17 protein-coding genes and 1 pseudogene are annotated in these 19956 nt (G+C 38.6%); 10 read left to right on the forward strand and 8 right to left on the reverse strand.

What is annotated here, in order from left to right; translation table 11 throughout:
• Positions 1–627: 627 nt before the first annotated feature.
• The 5 genes from B9T23_RS05155 to B9T23_RS05175 all read left to right on the forward strand — a co-directional run bounded on the left by B9T23_RS05155 (position 628) and on the right by B9T23_RS05175 (position 6015).
• Positions 628–2481, forward strand: coding sequence for an ABC transporter ATP-binding protein (locus tag B9T23_RS05155; RefSeq protein ID WP_086193281.1), 1854 nt, complete (start codon positions 628–630; stop codon positions 2479–2481).
• Entirely contained in the window at positions 2481–2930 is a 450-nt protein-coding gene (locus tag B9T23_RS05160; protein WP_086193282.1) for a MaoC family dehydratase, read from the forward strand. Before B9T23_RS05155 ends, B9T23_RS05160 begins: the two co-directional genes overlap by 1 nt.
• A 111-nt stretch (positions 2931–3041) precedes the next feature.
• The gene (locus B9T23_RS05165; protein WP_086193283.1) at positions 3042–4070 is read left to right on the forward strand and encodes a helix-turn-helix transcriptional regulator; all 1029 of its coding nucleotides are present in this window, start codon (positions 3042–3044) and stop codon (positions 4068–4070) included.
• Between the two features lie 71 nt (positions 4071–4141).
• Entirely contained in the window at positions 4142–4516 is a 375-nt protein-coding gene (gene gcvH, locus B9T23_RS05170) for a glycine cleavage system protein GcvH (protein ID WP_086193284.1), read from the forward strand.
• Between the two features lie 317 nt (positions 4517–4833).
• Positions 4834–6015 (forward strand): MFS transporter, encoded by a 1182-nt coding sequence (locus tag B9T23_RS05175; protein ID WP_086193285.1) that lies wholly within the window; start codon positions 4834–4836, stop codon positions 6013–6015.
• 117 nt (positions 6016–6132) lie between these two features.
• Here B9T23_RS05175 and B9T23_RS05180 read toward each other — a convergent pair whose 3' ends face one another.
• Together B9T23_RS05180 and B9T23_RS05185 are read right to left on the reverse strand one after the other, a co-directional pair.
• Positions 6133–7326: a PilT/PilU family type 4a pilus ATPase gene (locus tag B9T23_RS05180; protein ID WP_086193286.1), complete on the reverse strand. Its 1194-nt coding sequence runs from the start codon at positions 7324–7326 to the stop codon at positions 6133–6135.
• A gap of 288 nt (positions 7327–7614) precedes the next feature.
• Complete coding sequence (locus B9T23_RS05185; RefSeq protein WP_086193287.1) at positions 7615–8676, reverse strand: 3-deoxy-7-phosphoheptulonate synthase; 1062 nt, start codon at positions 8674–8676, stop codon at positions 7615–7617.
• Between the two features lie 619 nt (positions 8677–9295).
• On the opposite strand from B9T23_RS05185, the gene B9T23_RS05190 reads away from it, so the two are divergent.
• Complete coding sequence (locus B9T23_RS05190) at positions 9296–10501, forward strand: amino acid aminotransferase (RefSeq protein WP_086193288.1); 1206 nt, start codon at positions 9296–9298, stop codon at positions 10499–10501.
• A 53-nt stretch (positions 10502–10554) separates the two neighbouring features.
• Here B9T23_RS05190 and B9T23_RS05195 read toward each other — a convergent pair whose 3' ends face one another.
• Positions 10555–11670: an S-(hydroxymethyl)glutathione dehydrogenase/class III alcohol dehydrogenase gene (locus B9T23_RS05195; protein WP_086193289.1), complete on the reverse strand. Its 1116-nt coding sequence runs from the start codon at positions 11668–11670 to the stop codon at positions 10555–10557.
• A gap of 122 nt (positions 11671–11792) precedes the next feature.
• Here B9T23_RS05195 and B9T23_RS05200 point away from each other — a divergent pair, with 122 nt between their 5' ends.
• From B9T23_RS05200 to B9T23_RS05210, 3 genes and pseudogenes are all read left to right on the forward strand, one after another.
• Positions 11793–13352: a phospholipase D family protein gene (locus tag B9T23_RS05200; protein ID WP_086193290.1), complete on the forward strand. Its 1560-nt coding sequence runs from the start codon at positions 11793–11795 to the stop codon at positions 13350–13352.
• A gap of 344 nt (positions 13353–13696) precedes the next feature.
• Positions 13697–14134 (forward strand): hypothetical protein, encoded by a 438-nt coding sequence (locus tag B9T23_RS05205; protein WP_086193291.1) that lies wholly within the window; start codon positions 13697–13699, stop codon positions 14132–14134.
• A gap of 261 nt (positions 14135–14395) precedes the next feature.
• A pseudogene (locus tag B9T23_RS05210) lies at positions 14396–14879 on the forward strand (pyridoxamine 5'-phosphate oxidase family protein).
• A gap of 7 nt (positions 14880–14886) precedes the next feature.
• Here B9T23_RS05210 and B9T23_RS05215 read toward each other — a convergent pair.
• Together B9T23_RS05215 and B9T23_RS05220 are read right to left on the reverse strand one after the other, a co-directional pair.
• Positions 14887–15480, reverse strand: coding sequence for a uracil-DNA glycosylase family protein (locus B9T23_RS05215; protein ID WP_086193292.1), 594 nt, complete (start codon positions 15478–15480; stop codon positions 14887–14889).
• Positions 15481–15510: 30 nt separating this feature from the next.
• Complete coding sequence (locus B9T23_RS05220) at positions 15511–16221, reverse strand: SGNH/GDSL hydrolase family protein (protein WP_086193293.1); 711 nt, start codon at positions 16219–16221, stop codon at positions 15511–15513.
• A gap of 693 nt (positions 16222–16914) precedes the next feature.
• Here B9T23_RS05220 and B9T23_RS05225 point away from each other — a divergent pair.
• On the forward strand, positions 16915–17226 hold the full coding sequence (locus B9T23_RS05225) for a hypothetical protein (protein ID WP_086193294.1): 312 nt from the start codon (positions 16915–16917) through the stop codon (positions 17224–17226).
• A gap of 85 nt (positions 17227–17311) precedes the next feature.
• On the opposite strand, the gene B9T23_RS05230 is transcribed toward B9T23_RS05225, so the two are convergent.
• From B9T23_RS05230 to B9T23_RS05240, 3 genes are read right to left on the reverse strand one after another with little or no spacing between them, the layout of a single operon-like run.
• Complete coding sequence (locus B9T23_RS05230) at positions 17312–18055, reverse strand: SDR family oxidoreductase (protein ID WP_086193295.1); 744 nt, start codon at positions 18053–18055, stop codon at positions 17312–17314.
• 28 nt (positions 18056–18083) lie between these two features.
• Positions 18084–18782, reverse strand: coding sequence for a histidine phosphatase family protein (locus B9T23_RS05235; protein ID WP_086193296.1), 699 nt, complete (start codon positions 18780–18782; stop codon positions 18084–18086).
• Entirely contained in the window at positions 18779–19906 is a 1128-nt protein-coding gene (locus tag B9T23_RS05240) for a phosphotransferase family protein (RefSeq protein ID WP_086193297.1), read from the reverse strand. The genes B9T23_RS05235 and B9T23_RS05240 overlap by 4 nt, the downstream gene beginning before the upstream one ends.
• Positions 19907–19956 lie beyond the last annotated feature (50 nt).

A 19956-nucleotide genomic window follows, 5' to 3' on the forward strand; every position in this document is an offset into this window, starting at 1 on the left:
CGAAAAAGCTAGGGATCTGCAAAAGTTCATGCTGGATCATACGAGGTTAAATAGGATCAAAACCTAATTTTAGATAAATATACTTTTCGTAGCCCCCCATGATCTGATAAATCCATACGATTTAATTTCATGATAAACTTTTTGGAAACAGGAAATATTTTCACTAAATTAAGTGTATTTGTTTTGGATTTACTCTCTACGTTACCTGCATTGCTGAGGTAAAGCTTAATAGCATCCGTTCATTTCATATTGATCGTCATATAGAATAATTGGTTTATTTCAATTTCGATTTCACATTTTTAAGCCAATTTCTGACTTGCATCATGGGCTAAAAGTTTGACTCTCTTTGTATTCAGGTTAGTCTTTATGATTGACGCGAATTTCAACGCGGTATCTTAAAATACCGTCTAAAAGTTGTGTTGTAGGAACTGTTACCAGAAAATTTACATCTCAACCGTTTTTCCAGTATGGCATCATTCAGGGTCTAAACATAAACAGGTTATAATGCATAGAGGCTTGTTTACACTTATTCAAACAGGCTTTCAACGTTAATATAGAATATTGTTTATACTGGAAAAATTGCATAATACCGATATTAAATCGTTTTAATCAAATGGAGTGTAAGCAATGTTGCAGTGGTTTGAAAAACTGGTCGATCCTTATCCCACCAAAGGTTTAAACGAACCACTTCCAACGCGTTTTTTCCCTTTTGTATGGCAAGCTGCAAATGGCGTTCGCCGTTATTTGCTGTTACTTGTATTATGTACTGCAGGAGCGGCAAGTTTTGAAGCCGTACTCTATGCAAAAATTGGCGATTTAGTGAATTGGTTGAGCAAGAGCCAACCTGAAACATTTTTAGTAGAACATACGCAAAATTTGACCCTTTTGACGGGTATTCTGCTGGCCAATATTTTATTCGCCAGCATGCAATCGATTATCAAGCATCAAATTTTATACAGCACCTTCCCGATGCGCCTGCGTTGGCGCTTTCACAACCTACTTTTGCTGCAAAGTCTGGATTTTTTCCATAATGATTTTGCCGGCCGTTTATCTGCCAAAGTCATGCAGACTTCGCTTGCGGTACGTGAGTTCTGGGTAATTTTGGGAGACATGCTGGCATATGTGCTGATTTACTTTGTCACCATCAGTTTTGTTCTGGGCGCAATTTCCCCTCTGCTGATTTTACCACTGATGTTGTGGTTAGTGCTGTTTATTATTGCTGCCTGCTATTTCATTCCACGTTTAAGCCAAATCTCCAATAAACAAGCTGACGCACGTGCCGTAATGACCGGTCGGGTGACTGATGCCTATACCAATATCCAAACCGTGAAACTGTTTGCCCATGCGGGCCGTGAAAGTCAGTACGCCAAAGAATCCATGCAAGGCTTTATGATCACGGTGTATAAGCAAATGCGCTTAGGGGTTCGGTATGAAGTCAGCATTAATTTACTCAGTGTGGTTTTATATGTGGGTGTTTTAGGAACCGCTCTTTGGCTCTGGATTAATGGGCAAGCTCAGCTGGGCATTATTGCTGCGACTACCGCGATGATATTAAAACTCAACAGCATTGCTGAATTTATGATGTGGCAATCTTCAGCACTATTTGAAAATGTCGGTACCATTCAAGATGGCATGAAAACCATGGGTCGCCCTATTAGCATTCAAGACAAGGAAGATGCTCAGCCCTTACAGGTACAACATGGTGAAATCAAATTTGAAGATGTCAGCTTTGCCTATAACAATAAAAATGTGATTGATCATTTAAATTTAACCATCAAACCCGGTGAAAAAATTGGCATTGTTGGTCGTTCTGGTGCAGGTAAATCAACCCTGATTCAATTGTTACTGCATTTTTATGAGCTCAACCAAGGTCGTATTTTGATTGACGGTCAAAACATTGCAGATGTGACTCAGGATAGTTTGCGTAAAAGCATTGCCTTGGTGACTCAAGACACCTCTTTATTGCACCGCACTGTGGCTGAAAATATTAAATATGGTCGCCCACATGCAAGCGATGAAGAAATGTTTGAGGCTGTTCGCAAAGCCAAAGCAGAAGAATTCATTCCCCAGCTGACCGACTTACGCGGTAAATCTGGCTATGAAGCCTATGTCGGTGAACGTGGTGTCAAACTTTCTGGTGGACAACGTCAACGCGTGGCGATTGCGCGGGTATTTTTAAAAGATGCACCGATCTTGATTTTAGATGAAGCGACCAGTGCTTTAGACTCCGAAGTTGAGGCAGCTATTCAATCCAGTTTGGATGACTTAATGGAAGGTAAAACTGTTATTGCCATTGCCCATCGCTTGTCCACCATTGCTCAAATGGATCGTTTAGTTGTCCTAGATGAAGGTAAAATTGTGGAACAAGGCACGCATGATGAACTTGTGGCCCTGAATGGCATTTATGCGCATTTGTGGCAAAGACAAACCGGCAGTTTTTTGATAGAACAACAAGCATTGAAGAAAAAGGAAGCACATTAATGCTGTATTTAGAAGATATAAAAGTTGGTGATCGTTTTATTAGTCGTGAATATGAAATGACCTTGGAAGAAATCAAGCAATTTGCGCATGCCTATGATCCGCAAGTTTTCCATATCGATGAAGATCAGGCTAAAGAGCATCCTGTTTTTCAAGGGATTGCCGCAAGTGGTTGGCATACCTGTGCCGTGACCATGCGTTTATGGACAGAATGTTTTCCTGTCGCTTATGGACTGATTGGTTCGGAATCCAACTTGCGCTGGCCACGACCGACCCGTCCTGGCGATAAAGTTCATGTTGAAGTTGAAATTGTTGCAATTACGCCATCAAAAACCAAAACTGACCGCGCTATAGTGAGCTATGTGACTCAGGCACTGAATCAAAACAATGATGTACTGCTGATCTCTACAACGAAAATTGTGATCTTTAAAAAGGAATTTAAACCTTTTTAATTTACCGACTTTGAACAGGTTGTCGAACAATTTTAACAGGATGCTGTTCCTTTTCATGCCAATATGAAAAATCAACAAATAGAAAAAACGACTGAGTGCAATGGATAGCGCATGAAAACGATTTCTCCAAGACAAGACCAAGGAATACCCGGGGTTTACGGTTTGCTCCTGTTAGATGTGGTGTCACGTTGGGGCTACAACGCAGAAGCATTGTTTACCCCTTTTCATTTAAGCAGTGAGCAGTTGGCCGAGCCAAATTTTCGTATTCCAACGCCTGTTGCAAATGAGCTGATTAAACATGCTTTACGTTTAACTGGTGAACCAACGCTGGGTTTTCATTTGGGTACCCAAATGCGGATTTCCATTCATGGTTTTATTGGTTATGCCATCATGACCGCACATGATATTAGCGATGCCCTGGTCTTGGCCAACCGCTTTATTCAGCTCCGTTTGCCCTTTTTACAGCTTTATTTTTCCACTTTTGGTGACAAAGCCACGCTGCAATTGCAATGTGATTTTGACATTGAGCCTTTAAGAACTGAAATTGCCATTGCCCTGACCTTTGGCATTGTCACCATGGCAAAAGCCTTGACGGGTTGTGATGATCTATCTGGCGAGATTGATTTTGATTTCCCGAAACCAGACGGTTTTGAACGTTATATGGCAAAATTTCCATCGCATACTTTCCGTTTTGAACAACCTCATTTACTCTCAAGTTTTGATAAAAAATACCTGAGTTTAAAAATGGTCAATGCTGACCCCCTTGCCAGCCAGATTGCGATTAACCAATGTGAAGCTGAACTCTCGGCATTAGGTGAACGCCGTCGTTTGGCTATGCGGGTGCGTGATATTTTGACCAATTCAGAACAGCATTATTTAAGTATCGAAAATGTCGCAGATCGACTGCATATGTCCGATCGGACTTTAAAACGTCAATTGGCTGCCGAAGGGACATCCTTTTCAACCATCGTGGATGAAGTGCGTTATCGTCATGCAACATCGCTGCTTTCTCGAACGGATTACACCTTAGAGTTGATTGCGGATGAACTGGGCTATAGTGATGTGGCCAATTTTAGCCGGGCATTTAAGCGCTGGAGTGGTCGTAGTCCAAGCAACTGGCGTAAAGATCCTTATTTATAAACTTTTGTTTTTATCAAAAAACCTGTATAAAACATGGCAAAAATGATTTGAATATTTTAAAGGAGTCATCAATGAATCACCCTTCAGAATTAAAGTACGCCAGTACTCACGAATGGGTCAAAATTGAAGGTGATCTGGTTGTTACCGGTATTTCCGACCATGCACAGGATGCTTTAGGCGATTTAGTCTATGTGGAAGCACCTGAAGTAGGCCAGCAAATCACTGCCGGTGAACAGGCAGGTGTGGTGGAGTCGGTTAAAACAGCTTCTGATATTCATGCACCTGTTTCAGGCGAAGTGGTTGAAGTGAATCCAGAGCTTGAAGATGATCCTGACTTTGTGAATGATGATCCGTATGGCAAGGGCTGGATTTATAAAATTAAGCCAAATAATATGGCGGATGTAGAAAAGTTACTTTCAAGCAGTGAATATGAAGCAGGTTTATAATCCTGTTTATATCCATAAAAAAATCAGTCTTTAGGGCTGATTTTTTTATTTTAAGCCAACAACAGTCAGATATGAAAATATCACATCTAAAAATCACAATATGAGATTAATAATAAATAAAACCACAGAATAAAATTAATTAAGATGTTTTATTCTTGATAAACTATACTTTTCAAAAATAATCATCTAAAATTTATACAATCTAACGATGATCTGACTTGTCTTTAATCATTATAAAAATCATTTTCCTGGCTCACAAAAATAATTGCCTCGATAAGCCCGATGAATCGTCTATCTCTTATAGATCTAGGTAAATTATGTCGCCTGTAAATGCACAACAGTTATGGAATAAGTCCTTTATTCTGTGTCTAGCCAATAATCTGTTTTTGTTTATATTTTATTTTGCACAAACCACAATTTTACCTATTTATATTTTAAATGAATTACATGGAACTTTAGCGCAAGCGGGTTTAGCCATGACGCTATTTATGGCCTCATCGATTGCAGTTCGTCCTTTCAGTGGTTTAATTATCGAGAAAATTGGACGAAAAAAAGCGCTTTATATTTCAGAGACTTTGTTCTGTCTTTTTTCATTTGCCTATATTTTTGCAGATAATCTGACTTTTCTTTTAGTGATCCGCCTGTTTCATGGTATCTGGTTTAGTATTTTAACCACGGTTACCGTCCCGATTGCCAATGACTTTATTCCTGCAAACCGTAAGGGTGAAGGCATGGGATATTTTGTCATGTCAGTCAACTTGGGGATTGTGCTGGGTCCATTAATTGGTCTGACCTTGATTCAGCAACTTTCTTATCAAATGGTTGCAGCGATTTTAGCCGGCATTATTTGTTTAGGGTTTGCATTTTGCTTCCTGATCCCAATTCAAGAAACCATAAAAAATCAAGTTGAAACCGTTAAACGGAAATTATCTGTTCATGATTTTGTTGAAAAGAAAGCCTTGCCCGTCTCGGTCATGGCAATGATCGTCTCTTTTTCTTATGCCAGTATCATGTCCTTCATTTCGACTTTTGCCGAATCAAAAAATTTACTTGCTTATGCCAGTTTATTCTTTGTGGTCTTTGCGATTTCGATGATGAGTTTGCGACCCATCACTGGGAAAATTTATGATCGTAAAGGGCCAAATTTTGTAGTTTACCCTGCGATTGCGCTATTTTCGATTGGGCTGATTGTTCTAAGTCAAATCAATAGCGTGACTGGATTGATGATTGCTGCGGTATTTGTCGGTATGGGCTTTGGTTCAGCTCAACCCTGCTTGCAAACCATTTCCATTCAGCATTCACCGAAAAATCGAATTGGGCATGCAACCTCAACTTTCTTTACCTGTTATGACATCGGTATTGCAATTGGTTCAATCTTGCTGGGTATGGTGATTGCTCATCAGGGCTACAGCTTTGCCTATCTACTCTGTGCATTGATCACGGCATTAAGTTTGGTTTTTTATAAATTATTTGTAGATCGCAAACATACAGCAGCCTAAAAAACTTCAAACCAGACTCATATAATAGAAATATGCATCACCCTAAAATTGGATGATGCATATTTTTTATAGCTTCACTTAATAGTTTTAAAATTATTATTTTAAAACATGACTCAACTAAGCTTGATTCTTCTCTTTGGTTTCACTTTCATCTACATTACTTTCCTGCATCATGCTAAATGATGATGCTGAACCGGGCACAGATTGATCCTCTCTAGGACTTTTTAATTTGATCTGTAAGCGTAATTCATTCATGGAATCTGCATTGCGCAAGGCTTCTTCATAACTAATCGCACCTTCATTATACAAATCAAATAATGCCTGATCAAAAGTTTGCATGCCCAATTCACGGGATTTTTTCATAATCTCTTTCAGTTCATGAAGTTGACCTTTCAAAATATTATCGCCAATCAATGGAGTATTCAGCAAAATTTCAATGGCAGCACGACGACCGCTGCCATCTTGAGTTCGCACCAAGCGCTGGGAAATAATCGCTTTCATATTGGAAGACAAGTCCATCAGCAATTGATTTTTTCGTTCTTCAGGGAAAAAGTTAATGATTCGATCAAGTGCCTGATTGGCATTGTTGGCATGTAAGGTTCCTAAACATAAATGCCCGGTTTCCGCAAAGGCAATTGCGTGTTCCATGGTTTCAGTATCACGGATTTCCCCAATCAGGATCACATCAGGTGCCTGACGCAAGGTATTTTTTAAGGCATTGTGCCATGAGTGGCTATCTACACCCACTTCACGGTGAGTCACCATCGATTTCTTGTGCTTATGTACATATTCAACCGGATCTTCAACGGTAATGATATGCCCGGCTGAATTTTCATTACGGTGATCAATCATTGCCGCCAAAGACGTAGATTTACCCGAACCCGTAGCTCCAACGACAAGGATCAATCCGCGTTTCGCCATCATCACGTCTTTTAATGTTTCAGGCAGTTTTAACTTGGTAAAATTTGGAATTTCCGCGGTAATGGTTCGAATCACCATACCCACTTGTAACTGTTGTTGAAACACATTAATACGAAAGCGCGAAACATCGGGAACATTAATGGCAAAATTACATTCGAGTTCTTTTTCAAATTCCTGACGTTGTTTTTCATTCATTAAACTGTAGGCAAATAATTTTGTCTTATCTGCAGTTAATGCCTGTTGCCCAATCGGTTTCATTAGGCCTTGATGTTTAATGCTGGGCGGAAAATCTGCTGAAATAAATAAGTCCGAGCCACCATATTCCACCACTTTGGTCAGCATATGAAATATTATTTTACGCGCTTCTTCCAGTAATTCCGCACTATACATATTTTTCCCCATTTAAAATTATTTCCAGTACTCAGCAATATCTATAGTGAATTGTAATTATTAAACAATTAGTTATTGCTGAGTATCAATTTCAATTATTGTGCCTAAAGAAGCTATACGACTCAAATTTGTTAATTCCAATCAGTTAAAAGAATGAATAAAAAATGTATAGAGCATCAACAAAGTATTGTTCTAAATTTAAACAGACAACATAAATGTGCTTATAAGAAACAACAAAGCCCCGATCAACGGGGCTTTGTTAGAAAATAATCACGCTTTTTAAAAATATTAAGCACTACGCTTTAATTGAGAAATACGCAGGGAATCTGCAACACCCAATAAAAGTTGCTGGGTTTTATCCCAACCTAAACAACCATCAGTCACAGATTGACCATAGGTCATCTCACATGAAATCTTTTGCTGACCATCAACCAGATAGCTTTCCAGCATCACGCCACGAACATTGCTTTGTACGCGTTCATCTACAATGGTACGTAAAACTTCAGGTTGTAATAAGGGATTTTTGTGACTATTACCATGACTACAATCAATCACTAATGCCGGCAATTCAACTTTGGATTTTTCTTTAATGTGCTCGATTTCAGCCAATTGGTAATTAGGACCCGAATTTGCACCGCGTAAAATCAGATGCGCTTTTCGATTACCTTGTGATTCTAGAATACAAGGTAAGCCGGATTGGCTCATGCCTAGGAATTCATGTGGATGTGAAGCCGATTGAATGGCATCAAGTGCAATTTGAATTGAACCATCTGTGCCATTTTTGAAACCAATGCTGTATGGCATATGGCTTGAAATTTCACGGTGAATCTGCGATTCGCTGGTACGTGCACCAATTGCACCCCAAGCCAGCAAATCATCGAAATATGCGGTCGCCATCGGGCTTAAAATTTCCGATGCAATTGGTAAACCCATTTCTATAATTTGCAGATATAACTCGCGTGATTTTTCTAAGCCCAATTGCATGTTAGATGAACCATCTAAATTTGGGTCATATAAAAAACCTTTCCAACCAATCGTGGTGCGTGGTTTTTCAATATATGCACGCATAACCAGAAAAATTTGATCTGATACCTGACTTTGTAATTGTTGTAATTTTTCAGCATATTCAAGTGCAGAAACGGGATCATGAATGGAACACGGACCTGTCACCACCATCAAACGATGATCTTTGCCATCTAGAATATTTTGAATGGTTTGACGCTGCTCGGCAATTTGTTGAGCCAGTTTTGCAGATAAAGGAAATTGTGCCTTCAATTGATGAGGCAAACTTAAAGTGGTTTCTTTCGCAGTCGTTTGCGTTTGTTGTAAAGCAGTATTTAAAGCATTCATTGGTCTTTCCTGGGGACTTTTTTCAGTCCAATCTTTTATTTGAGCGTTATGGGTCTAATGGATTGCAAGGCAAGAGTCATCATTTGACTAAAGTAAAACCAATAAGAGTTGCTAAAATATGAGTAATTTAATGATTTCATGAGCTAACTCCAAAAAGTGTAAGAAAAATAAAGCATAAAAAAACCTGATCAGGGTTGCCGATCAGGTTATAAACTTGGTGGGCAACCATTTCTTGCCCGAACGCGTTCAGGCAATTATCTAAATTGCCAAAAATAATAACGTGCGTTTGAGATGACTGGTTGCTTTAACATCTTTATTTCTTCAAAAAAGTATGTGTCTTAAAATTAAAATACGCTGTATTCATCAATTTGACAAGAATTTTATACAAAATAAAAATACATAAATCAGTCAACTTTTACTTATATATTGTTTAAAAATAAAGCTTGGCTCTCAAACTTCAATTTAATCGTTTTCTATTTTTCATGTTCTTTAAATAAATATCTCAATACTACTGGGCAGTTCCTATAAAAATAAAAGACCATCCATTGGCATTAAAAGATAAAATGCGTTCTATACCGAAGGCTTGATTTGTTTACCACATATAACGAAGGATATATTCATGTTCCAACATGTTGATAGTTATGCAGGTGATCCGATTCTTTCTCTTATGGAAGAGTTTGGTAAAGATGAACGGACGCAAAAAATTAATTTAAGTATTGGACTTTATTACAATGAAGACAATATTGTTCCTCAATTAAATGCCATTAAAGCAGCCTATAAAAATATTGAAGCGACCAATGATCATGTCAAGCTCTATTTACCCATGGATGGTTTGAAGTCTTATAACCACGCTACTCAAGCCCTTGTTTTAGGTCAAGATAGTCCAGCCCGTCGTGATGGTCGCGCGGTAACGATTCAAACTTTGGGTGGTTCTGGCGCACTGAAAGTCGGTGCAGATTTTCTTAAAAAATATTTTCCGGAATCTGACGTTTGGATGAGTCAACCGACGTGGGAAAATCATATTGCCATTTTTAATGGTGCTGGTATTCACTCGCATTTCTATCCTTATTTTGATGCAGCGACCAATGGCGTCAATGTTCCGGCTATGCTGGAAAAATTAAACCAGCTTCCAGCAAAAAGCATTGTGCTGTTACACCCGTGTTGCCATAACCCGACAGGTGCAGATTTAACCTCTGCTGAATGGGATCAAGTGATTGAAGTCTTGCAAAAACAGGATCTGATTCCTTTTCTGGACATTGCCTATCAAGGTTTTGGTCAAGGTTTGGAACAAGATGCTTATGCCATTCGTGCTTTAGATCAAGCTGGCATGAATTTTATTATTAGCAATTCATTCTCTAAAATTTTCTCGCTTTATGGCGAACGCGTCGGTGGCTTAACTTTTGTATGTGATGATCAAGCCACTGCACAAAAAGTGTTGGGTCAATTAAAAGCCACTGTACGTCGTATTTACTCAAGCCCTCCAACTACAGGTGCCTTGTTGGTGGATAATGTACTGAATGATGCTGAGCTGACTGCACAATGGGAAGCTGAACTGACCGAAATGCGCGAACGTATTATTAAAATGCGTCAAATTTTGAATGAAAAATTGAGCCAAGCTTTGCCTGAACGTGACTTTAGTTATCTGGTCAAACAGCAAGGGATGTTTAGCTACACAGGCTTAACGGCTGAACAGGTTGATATTCTAAAAGATAAATATGCTATTTATCTGGTGCGCAGTGGTCGTATGTGTGCCGCAGGACTGAATTTAAGTAATATTGATTATGTGGCTGAATCTATTGCAGAAGTCATTAAAGCAACTGCTTAAACAAGCGGATATAAAAAACGGGCATATCGCCCGTTTTTTTATTTTGAAGAAGATTAATCTTTAAAATGGACGACTGTACGAATTGATTTACCTTCGTGCATCAAGTCAAAAGCTTCATTAATTCTGTCTAGACCCATGGTATGCGTTACAAAAGGTTCAAGTTGAATCTCGCCTTTCATTGCATCTTCAACCATGCCCGGAAGTTGTGAACGACCTTTCACACCACCAAATGCGGTGCCTTTCCAGGTACGACCAGTGACCAACTGGAACGGACGGGTCGAGATTTCCTGACCTGCACCGGCTACACCAATAATCACGGATTGTCCCCAACCACGGTGTGCACATTCAAGCGCAGAACGCATCACATTGACGTTACCAATACATTCAAACGAATGATCTACGCCCCAACCGGTCATTTCAACAATTACTTCTTGAATTGGTTTGTCATATTCTTTTGGATTTAAGAAATCTGTCGCACCGAATTCTTTCGCAAGTTCAAATTTTTCCGGATTGGTATCAACCACAATAATCCGACCTGCTTTAGCTTGGCGAGCACCTTGCACAACTGCAAGACCGATACCGCCTAAACCAAACACTGCAACCGAATCGCCGGCTTGAACTTTTGCTGTGTTATGTACCGCACCAATACCTGTAGTTACACCACAACCCAATAAACATACATGTTCAGGGTTTGCGTCTGGATTGATTTTTGCCAAAGAGACTTCGGCAACCACGGTATATTCACTAAAGGTTGAACAGCCCATGTAATGATAGATTGGCTGACCATTATAAGAAAAACGAGTCGTACCATCTGGCATTAAGCCTTTACCTTGCGTCGCACGAACTGCTACACATAGGTTGGTTTTTCCAGATTTACAGAATAAACATTCACCACATTCAGCGGTATAAAGTGGAATCACGTGATCGCCAGGTTTAACACTGGTCACGCCTTCTCCCACTTCTACGACAATGCCTGCACCTTCATGGCCCAATACTGCCGGGAAAACACCTTCAGGATCATCACCGGATAAAGTAAAGGCATCGGTATGACATACGCCGGTATGTGTGATTTTTACCAAGACTTCACCTGCTTTCGGTGGAGCAACATCCAGTTCAACAATTTGAAGGGGTTGACCCGGACCAAATGCGACTGCAGCACGTGATTTCATGAAATGACCATCCTTTATTTGGTTCTTTAACAGATGAGCTACAGTAACCGCTTTTTATTGTCCGGTTCAACCTTTAACATGATGATAATATGTACTTATAACTTTATGACTTCATAATAATCATGCAAATTAGACAATCTGCTCAAGCTGTCTTACTTTCATTTGCAGTCATCACACTGACAGGATGCAGTTTGCCGATGAATGAATCAAAAAAGCAATCTTCTATTCACGTTCATGCTGAACACTGGTTAAATGGTTCCAATGTTGATGCACAAATGGCACAAGGTCTAACGGCTTATTTTACTTTGGAAGATGCCTTTATCAGTATTGCTTCAAGACTTCATCTGATTAATAAAGCGCAATATAATCTCGATTTGCAATATTACATGTGGGAAGATGATTCGATTGGACATCTGATGCTGGCTGAATTGCTCAAAGCCGCAGATCGTGGCGTAAAAATCCGTTTATTGATTGATGACCAAAACGGTTCCCAACTCGATTTCACCTTAAAACAACTGGCAAAACATCCAAACTTTGAAATTAAACTCTTTAATCCTTACACATTTAGATTTAGAAAATTACGGGTGTTTGATTATGTTTTTCGTTTTAACCAAATCAATCACCGTATGCACAATAAGTTGATTATTGCAGATGGTGCCATAGCGGTGACTGGTGGACGCAATATCAGCCGTGAATACTTTGATGCCAGTGAAAATTTCCAGTTTACCGACATGGATATTTTGTTCTATGGCACAGCAGTGAAGCAGGCCAATCAAGTGTTTAAGAACTTCTGGAATGATGATTTAAGCTATTCAGTTCCCCAACTGCTAGGCGATGGTCATCAAGAGCAACTTTCCAAATTACGTAAATATTATGAACTGACGGCTTTACAAAAAGATCAGCTGAAAAAACGGATTGAACTGGCCGAAAAACAAATTAATCAGCACTTAAAAGACCGTCCCATTAATTGGGCAAAAGCACATTTTGTCGCAGACTCACCGAACAAAATTCGTGCAGAGGCATCAGGAGATCAACTGATTTACCGTCAGATGCTGAATATTATGGGGGAACCAAAGCAGCATCTAGAACTGGTTTCTGCCTATTTTGTACCGACCCGTAAAGGTACAGATTATTTAACAAAGCTGGTCAAGAATAATGTTGAGGTTCGAGTACTGACCAATTCATTCATGGCCAATGATGTTCCAGTAGTGCATGCCTTTTATAAAAAATATCGTCATGATTTGCTAAAAGGTGGTGTCAAACTTTATGAGTTTAAGCCTTATATTGAACGGCATAAACGTACCTGGTATGAAGTGGTCACAGGCAATGTGATTCCCGCCAAAAATAAAAATGCCTCAAGCTTGCATGCAAAATTCTTTGATATCGACGGTATGGTGTTTATTGGTTCATTCAACTTTGACCCACGGTCAGCCAATTTAAATACTGAAGTCGGATTGGTGGTTGAATCTGATGTATTACAAGGTCAGATTTCAACCTCACTGGATCAATACTTACCGCAAATTGCTTATGAGTTAAAACTTAACCCGCAAGGGGAAGTGATTTGGCTAGATCATCAAAAAGATGGTTCTATCGTTGAATACAGCCAAGACCCTAAAAGCACCAAATTCCAGCGTTTTGCCATGAAAGTGGTGTCTTATTTCCCGATTGAATGGATGATGTAATGACAAGTGAATGACATCTAAATAGAGATAGTCCTTTTATTTCCAATGCTATTTCAATTTTTGTCGCTGAATCAGTTCAGCATAATAATTAAAAAATTAATAACGCTACGGTCTTTTAATATTGACTTTATTTGCCTAATGTTCTGCATCTTTTGGATTTTTTAAATCAATCGGGCTTGGTACTTCTTTGATTAACATTATTATTATGACTTATAAAATATTGAATGCGATTTATACATATTTTAGATCAATCAGCACAATAGTTTTACTCATTTCCTGATTTGCTTTAACATCCCACTTTTCGAGTTTTTAACTCATTTATCTCCTGATCGTGACCCTCTGCAATGCAATTTTTTGATTTAAGTCGTCAATTTAATTTAAGTGATATTTTAACGCCCTACAAAACACTAAATGAACTTGGACAGCAAGAATGGTTTTTAGCCAAAGTCCGTGTGGAATATGACTGCTTATCTGATTCTGAAACTCTTGAAGGTCAGGCTGTTTTGAAATCCAGTGAAAATATTCAACTGGAATTGGAATGGATAATTCAAGATACTGGTTCAGAATTACAGGTGTTATTTAAAGGCATTGAAACTGAAGCAAATGAAGAAACCTTGCTCCTGGTTAAAGGCGCTCAAATTGTAGATACTGAACAAAAGAATATTTCTGCACAGGCTTTAAGTTTATGGATTGATAGCACATTATTACCGATGCTACCGAATATTCGCCGTGAAATTAAATCCCGTTTAAATTTATGGGACTATGTTGAATATGATGGATAAATTTCAAGCTTTATTAATGATCTTTAAACATCATAAGTTTGATAATTTTCGATAGCCTCTGACAATACATCGAACACTTTTTTATCGACACATTTAACAAAACGATGTTTATCAACATAGATATTGTTATATCTTGGACATTGTTTATATAGTTTTTCAAACTTAAAAATTATATGAATGACTAGTCAGATCGCTAAAACTGTATTCAATTTTTTTTCATCCTACTGAATAATATTAAAAATAATAAAAAGGAAAATCAAAATGAATCTACAAGAATGGCAACATATTCATAAAGTAGTGAATGATGCTCACAAAGTGGCAATGTACTGCTCTATTGCTACAGTAGATGCACAGTTGCAGCCCACCATCACGCCTATAGGTAGTTTATTTCTTAGAGAAAACCAAACCGGTTTTTTCTTTGATACTTATGCTGAATCTTTTAAAGAACATTTGCCGCAAAATAATAAAGCCTGTATTCAGGTGGTTAATAGCAGCAGATTATTTTGGTTAAAATCGCTATTTAAAGGTAAATTTAGGATTATCCCGGTGTGCGACTGTATATCGAAATTGGCGAACTTCGCCCTGCCAATAAAGAAGAATTAGCTCAAATTGCACAACGTATTCAAAGTCTAAAATGGACCAAAGGTAGTCGATTGATTTGGTCCATTTTACTCAGGTACGGGATTTTAGCGTGCATTCTTTTAGATGGGTCAAATATCACAAAATGATGCCTTTTGGTAAATAAAACTTACTTATAGTAAGCCTATTTCATTAAATAACTTACTATAGGCTTCAACTTTTTTCTCTATAGCAAGTGGATAAGCACGTGATGAAGATGGCATGCGGTATAAAGTTAATTCACGATTTGCGAAATAAGCCTTAGAAGATTCGCCAATCGCTGGTTTCAGTGTTCCCTCAGGCATGGAAAGTATTAAAGTATCTGTCGCTTTATCGCCCGTGGTCATAATGCTATGACACTGGGGAATCTGTTGTAGCAGCTTGGCTAAATCAGTTGGCTTGGCTATTTGCAGGAATTTGTCCGAAGCATTGCCTTTTAGGCGAATGATTTGATAGGCCGTATCAAAAATTGCGATGCCTTTTTCCATTAAAAACTCTCGGATCTGCTGTTCCTTGAAGTTTTTATTGGCGATATCTAAAAAGTGTTCTTTATTTTGAAAGAAAACCAAACCAAAAATCTTCCACATATCATTTTGATAGTTTGGATAATAGAACTCCATTTTCCAGCGGTTTTTAGGCGGTGGAAAACTCCCCATCATGATTAACTTGGCATTTTCTGGTAAAAATGGTTCAAGTGGATGAGTTTCAATTTCCAGTTCGGTGGTCATAACAGCCCATTTATCAGTCTTTAGCTTAATTTAAAACATTTGACGAATTTTATCTGCCACCTGTTCACCCCAAAGTGCATAAATTTCCTTGCTTGGATGAAAACCGTCCGCTGCCATTTCCAAGTTTAAAGTTTTAAATCGTTCTAGATCATATTCAATCCATTGCATATTGGCTTGCTTTTGCACGAATTTCCCAAGAGTTTTGTTCATGCCTTTGGCATATTGTCCAAATAACCATGCCAGTGGATTGGGTAAAGCCGGAAACATGTTCATCGGCGGCACACCAGCGGCAATAATCAATTCAGGTGTAAACTTCTGGTTAATTTCTGCATAAAGTTGTTGCTGTTTTTTAATCCAGTTTTCAGGTGGCATCAGTTTAGTAATGTCATTCACCCCTACAGAGGTAATCACCACGTCAAAGTGTTGAGCTGACATATTTTTGGCAGTTTTAATCACTTGTCCTGTGGTATGTCCGGTTTTTGCTTCTAGCTTATAACTGATTTCATACCTATCTTTTAATTGTTGCAATACTGCGCCCAATAAAGCGTCTTCCTGAATTTCAACCCCGACACCTGCTGCTGCCGAATCACCTAAAATTAAAATAGACAGTGCTTTTCCTGTTCCGATAATCCCCTGACGGTTTCCTTCGGGTTCGGGTAAGCGTAAGGTATTTTTTTTGACTGCATTGCCTTGAATAATCAGGGATGGAATAAGGGCGATCGTTGAAATTTTTAAAAACATAAAAGATGCAAGTAGCGGAAAATATCCTGATCAATATACGGTTTTAGCTTGTTAAAATCATTGACCCAATGTGTATATCGTTATAAATACAAAGAATATCATCAATTTAAAACATAGATTATTTTCTTATTTCAGCAAATATTTATGGATTATCGCAAAACAATAACGGCTTAAGTATTTTAGAAACTTCGCCTCTTGTGGCGCAGGATTTGAAATCCCAAGGTCATGCTGACCTATAAAAGTTATGTTGGTGGATCTTCTTATGTAATTTGGCAAGTGATTGTGCAAGCGGCTTTGATTAAATTCTTTGGGAACTCACATATATAAAATTTTGGCTAAAAAGTCCCTCCTTAAAATTCGGACTTTTGCTCGATCTTTGCATTAATACAATTAGAGTATAATTACTTCACTGATCAGACTTTAATAATAAGCCGTTATTGTTCCATTTGATGCGAAACTTCTATCCAGTAAATATCTTCTTTCAATTATTTTAAAAATTCAGTTTCATCTAATTAAACTAAACAATCTGCTTTTCAGTAATTTAATAAAGATTTATTCATAAGAAAGCTAAACTCCAGCATTTTTTGGAAAAATTACCTACTTTTTATCGGAGATTCATATTAAAGTAACATTTAGAAATTTAAACACGAAACTCTCATAATTTTATTATTGACTTAGCCAAGAGTAATCAATATGGACTATTGGAATAGTGTTTTATTAATATCAATAATTGCAATAGTTGGCCTCACCGTTATTACCTTAATCGTCGGCTGTAAAATTTGGAAAAATCTTGTCGTTACGCTTATCATTGCAACTTTCATCAGCTTTCTCATTTTATGTGCGATTAGCTTTTTGTGGAGACAGGGTGTTTATGTACCCTGGAGCAATAATAATCTTTGGAATGAGATATTGACTGTTGAAATGGGACTCATGAGTTTTGTCATAGGTGGAGTGAGCACCTTCATTATGATGTTAGGCATTCTTATTTCTAAAAATAATAGATAATTGAGTCGCTATCACGACCTTAATGTTTATTAAAAAATCTTGGAAAAATAAAAGGCGCATTCAGCGCCTTCGATTCATTAGCTCCTCAACCCAACTTATTCACCCACTTTAGCGGCAATACTTTCATTGCCAAACCTAATGGTAACCATGGCCATTGTGGGACATAAGCTTTGATGGGTGCTTTTTCAATGGCTTTCACCAGTAAATGCGATCCTGTTTTTTCATCCACTTCAAAAGGTAATTTCTTCGCGCCTTCATTCAGTTCGGTACGAATATAACCCGGGAAAATTGTGGTGACTTTAATTGGCGTATCCATCAGTTCGGCCCGAATACCTTCTGCCAAATGTGCAACCCCTGCCTTGCTTGCGCCGTACGCGGTTAAATGTTTAGGCATACCACGCATTGCACTCATCGATGAAATCATCACCAGATGACCAGAATTTTGCGCACGGAAAATTTCAACAGCCGCTTCACATTGCGCTAAAGCAGAAATAAAGTTGGTTTCTACCGTAGTACGGTTAATTTCAAAATTGCCTTTACCAATACGACGTCCATCCCCAACACCTGCGTTTACGATCACACGGTCAATCGTGTCAAATTCCTCTTTGAAAGCTTTAAATACTTCAAAGACTTGATTGTAATTGGTCACGTCCAAAGTTTTCGCAATCACTTTAATGCCATATTTGCTTTCAAGTTCTTGCTTTAATGTTTCAAGACGTTCCAAACGACGTGCACAAATTGCAAGGTTGTAGCCCTTTTGGGCAAATTCACGTGCCATTCCCGCACCAATACCCGAACTGGCACCGGTAATTAAAATCGTTTTTGCCATGATCTATTCCTTTCCTATTTTTTTAATATTAAATCCATGTCAGTAATTGCGGATCTTCAGCTTTAATAAAATGATGTTCATTTAAACTTAATAATTGTGGCTCGTTTCCAACCAAACGTAATGTAGTCATACTGGTATTGGTAATTGCCCAATTCAGTGCAAAAGTACGATTTGCATTAAGCTCGAGTAATTTTCCTGCAGCCACCGAAATCACACCACCCGATGTAAATACTACGGCATAACGCGGTTTGGTTTTTGCCAATTCATCACATAAATTTTGCAGTGCCGTTTCTACACGGCTTTTAAAATCTGGCCAGGATTCATCATATTCATGGTGATAATCACCACCGGTCCAGCGTTCAATGGCACCTTCAAAAATTTTGGCTAAATATGCCCGTGGATTGACTTCATTTTCAACATCCTGTTTTAACAAATGCGGTTCATTAAAACGCGGTTCATATTGGGCAAAAACCTGTTGATGGTTGAACTCGTTCCATGCACTGTCAGTTTGAATTTCTGCCTCGGGAAAACATTCAGCCAAAGCAAGATTGGCGGTTTGTTGATGACGCTGCATCGAACCGGCAACGACATAAGGTTCTTCTTTCAGAATTTGATTGAAATACTGACCCAATAATTTTGCCTGCAATTCGCCATTCGGTGAAAGTTTGTCATAACTTTCCGCACCAAATGAAGCCTGTCCGTGACGAATCAGATAAATTGTGGTCATTTTACTTTTCCTAAAATTTCCTGAAGTTTTGCTTTATATTTCTGTGCAATGTCATTGGCTTCGAACTTCTGTTTACCAATCAGTTTTAATGCACGGATATGTAAGGCATGAATTACAATCCAAAAATCCTTAAACGCAGGATTATTGGTTTGTTTGTGGTGATAACGGTAATAAATTTGCTGCGCGATCACGGCTAAACGGAAAATGCCGAACACTTCATAGAAGGTCCAGTTTTCAGGCTGCAGACCCGTTTTTTCTAAATAATAATCTACCACTTCTTTACGGCTAAACATGCCTTTTAAATGGGTAGGTTGACGACGTGTCGCTTTAAAGATTTGATTGTCAGTCTCTTCAACCCAATATGCCAAAGCTGAACCCAAATCCATTAATGGATCGCCCACAGTGGCCATTTCCCAGTCCAGCACGCCAATGACCTGAGTGGGATGATTCGGATCTAAAATCACATTATCAAAACGCCAGTCATTGTGAATGATGCAACTGGTCGAATCCGCAGGAATATTGTCTTTAAGCCAGTTACGCACATATTTAAATGAAGGTACATTTAAGGTTTTGGCTTTTTCATAGCGTGCATCCCAACCTTCCACCTGACGACGACAGTATCCGTCGCCTTTGCCCAGTTTTTCCAGCTCTGTTCCTTGATAAGGGACTTGATGCAATTCAATCAATTTGTCGATGACATTGATACACAGTTCGCGAACTTGTGCTTCATTGAAATGCAGTTCTTTGGGTAAATTGGCACGCGGAATAATGCCTTCTATCCTTTGCATCACATAGAAGTCACAGCCAATCACGGATTCGTCCTGACACAACGCGACCATTTTAGGCAGTACAGGATAGAACGGTGCCAGATTTTTTTGCACATTGTATTCACGTGTCATGTCATGGGCAGATTTGGCTTTAGTACCTTTAGGCGGACGACGTAGAATCAAATCAGTATTGTCGTATTTCAAACGGTAAGTCCAGTTTGAAGCTCCACCTGAATATTGAGTGACTTCGACCTGACCCTGTAAATCAATACCTTGTGCTTTTAACCAGTTTTCTACTTCGTTTACGTCCAGTTCTTCGCCCGGACGAACATTTCCACTCACATCAATGACTGACATTGTTATTTTCCTAAATCTTCAATTTCAAAAGACTTCTTACATCACCTTAT

The organism is Acinetobacter terrae (assembly GCF_002135195.1).
Taxonomy (GTDB): domain Bacteria; phylum Pseudomonadota; class Gammaproteobacteria; order Pseudomonadales; family Moraxellaceae; genus Acinetobacter; species Acinetobacter terrae.

Bases quoted from the DNA above. Each gene is read 5' to 3' on its own strand.
- B9T23_RS05200 (WP_086193290.1), top strand. From the start codon at position 11,793: ATGCAAATTAGACAATCTGCTCAAGCTGTCTTACTTTCATTTGCAGTC.
- B9T23_RS05160 (WP_086193282.1), top strand. From the start codon at position 2,481: ATGCTGTATTTAGAAGATATAAAAGTTGGTGATCGTTTTATTAGTCGT.
- B9T23_RS05220 (WP_086193293.1), bottom strand. From the start codon at position 16,221: ATGTTTTTAAAAATTTCAACGATCGCCCTTATTCCATCCCTGATTATT.
- B9T23_RS05155 (WP_086193281.1), top strand. From the start codon at position 628: ATGTTGCAGTGGTTTGAAAAACTGGTCGATCCTTATCCCACCAAAGGT.
- B9T23_RS05185 (WP_086193287.1), bottom strand. From the start codon at position 8,676: ATGAATGCTTTAAATACTGCTTTACAACAAACGCAAACGACTGCGAAA.
- B9T23_RS05225 (WP_086193294.1), top strand. From the start codon at position 16,915: ATGGACTATTGGAATAGTGTTTTATTAATATCAATAATTGCAATAGTT.
- B9T23_RS05165 (WP_086193283.1), top strand. From the start codon at position 3,042: ATGAAAACGATTTCTCCAAGACAAGACCAAGGAATACCCGGGGTTTAC.
- B9T23_RS05240 (WP_086193297.1), bottom strand. From the start codon at position 19,906: ATGTCAGTCATTGATGTGAGTGGAAATGTTCGTCCGGGCGAAGAACTG.
- B9T23_RS05180 (WP_086193286.1), bottom strand. From the start codon at position 7,326: ATGTATAGTGCGGAATTACTGGAAGAAGCGCGTAAAATAATATTTCAT.
- B9T23_RS05205 (WP_086193291.1), top strand. From the start codon at position 13,697: ATGCAATTTTTTGATTTAAGTCGTCAATTTAATTTAAGTGATATTTTA.
- gcvH (WP_086193284.1), top strand. From the start codon at position 4,142: ATGAATCACCCTTCAGAATTAAAGTACGCCAGTACTCACGAATGGGTC.
- B9T23_RS05215 (WP_086193292.1), bottom strand. From the start codon at position 15,480: ATGACCACCGAACTGGAAATTGAAACTCATCCACTTGAACCATTTTTA.
- B9T23_RS05230 (WP_086193295.1), bottom strand. From the start codon at position 18,055: ATGGCAAAAACGATTTTAATTACCGGTGCCAGTTCGGGTATTGGTGCG.
- B9T23_RS05190 (WP_086193288.1), top strand. From the start codon at position 9,296: ATGTTCCAACATGTTGATAGTTATGCAGGTGATCCGATTCTTTCTCTT.
- B9T23_RS05235 (WP_086193296.1), bottom strand. From the start codon at position 18,782: ATGACCACAATTTATCTGATTCGTCACGGACAGGCTTCATTTGGTGCG.
- B9T23_RS05175 (WP_086193285.1), top strand. From the start codon at position 4,834: ATGTCGCCTGTAAATGCACAACAGTTATGGAATAAGTCCTTTATTCTG.
- B9T23_RS05195 (WP_086193289.1), bottom strand. From the start codon at position 11,670: ATGAAATCACGTGCTGCAGTCGCATTTGGTCCGGGTCAACCCCTTCAA.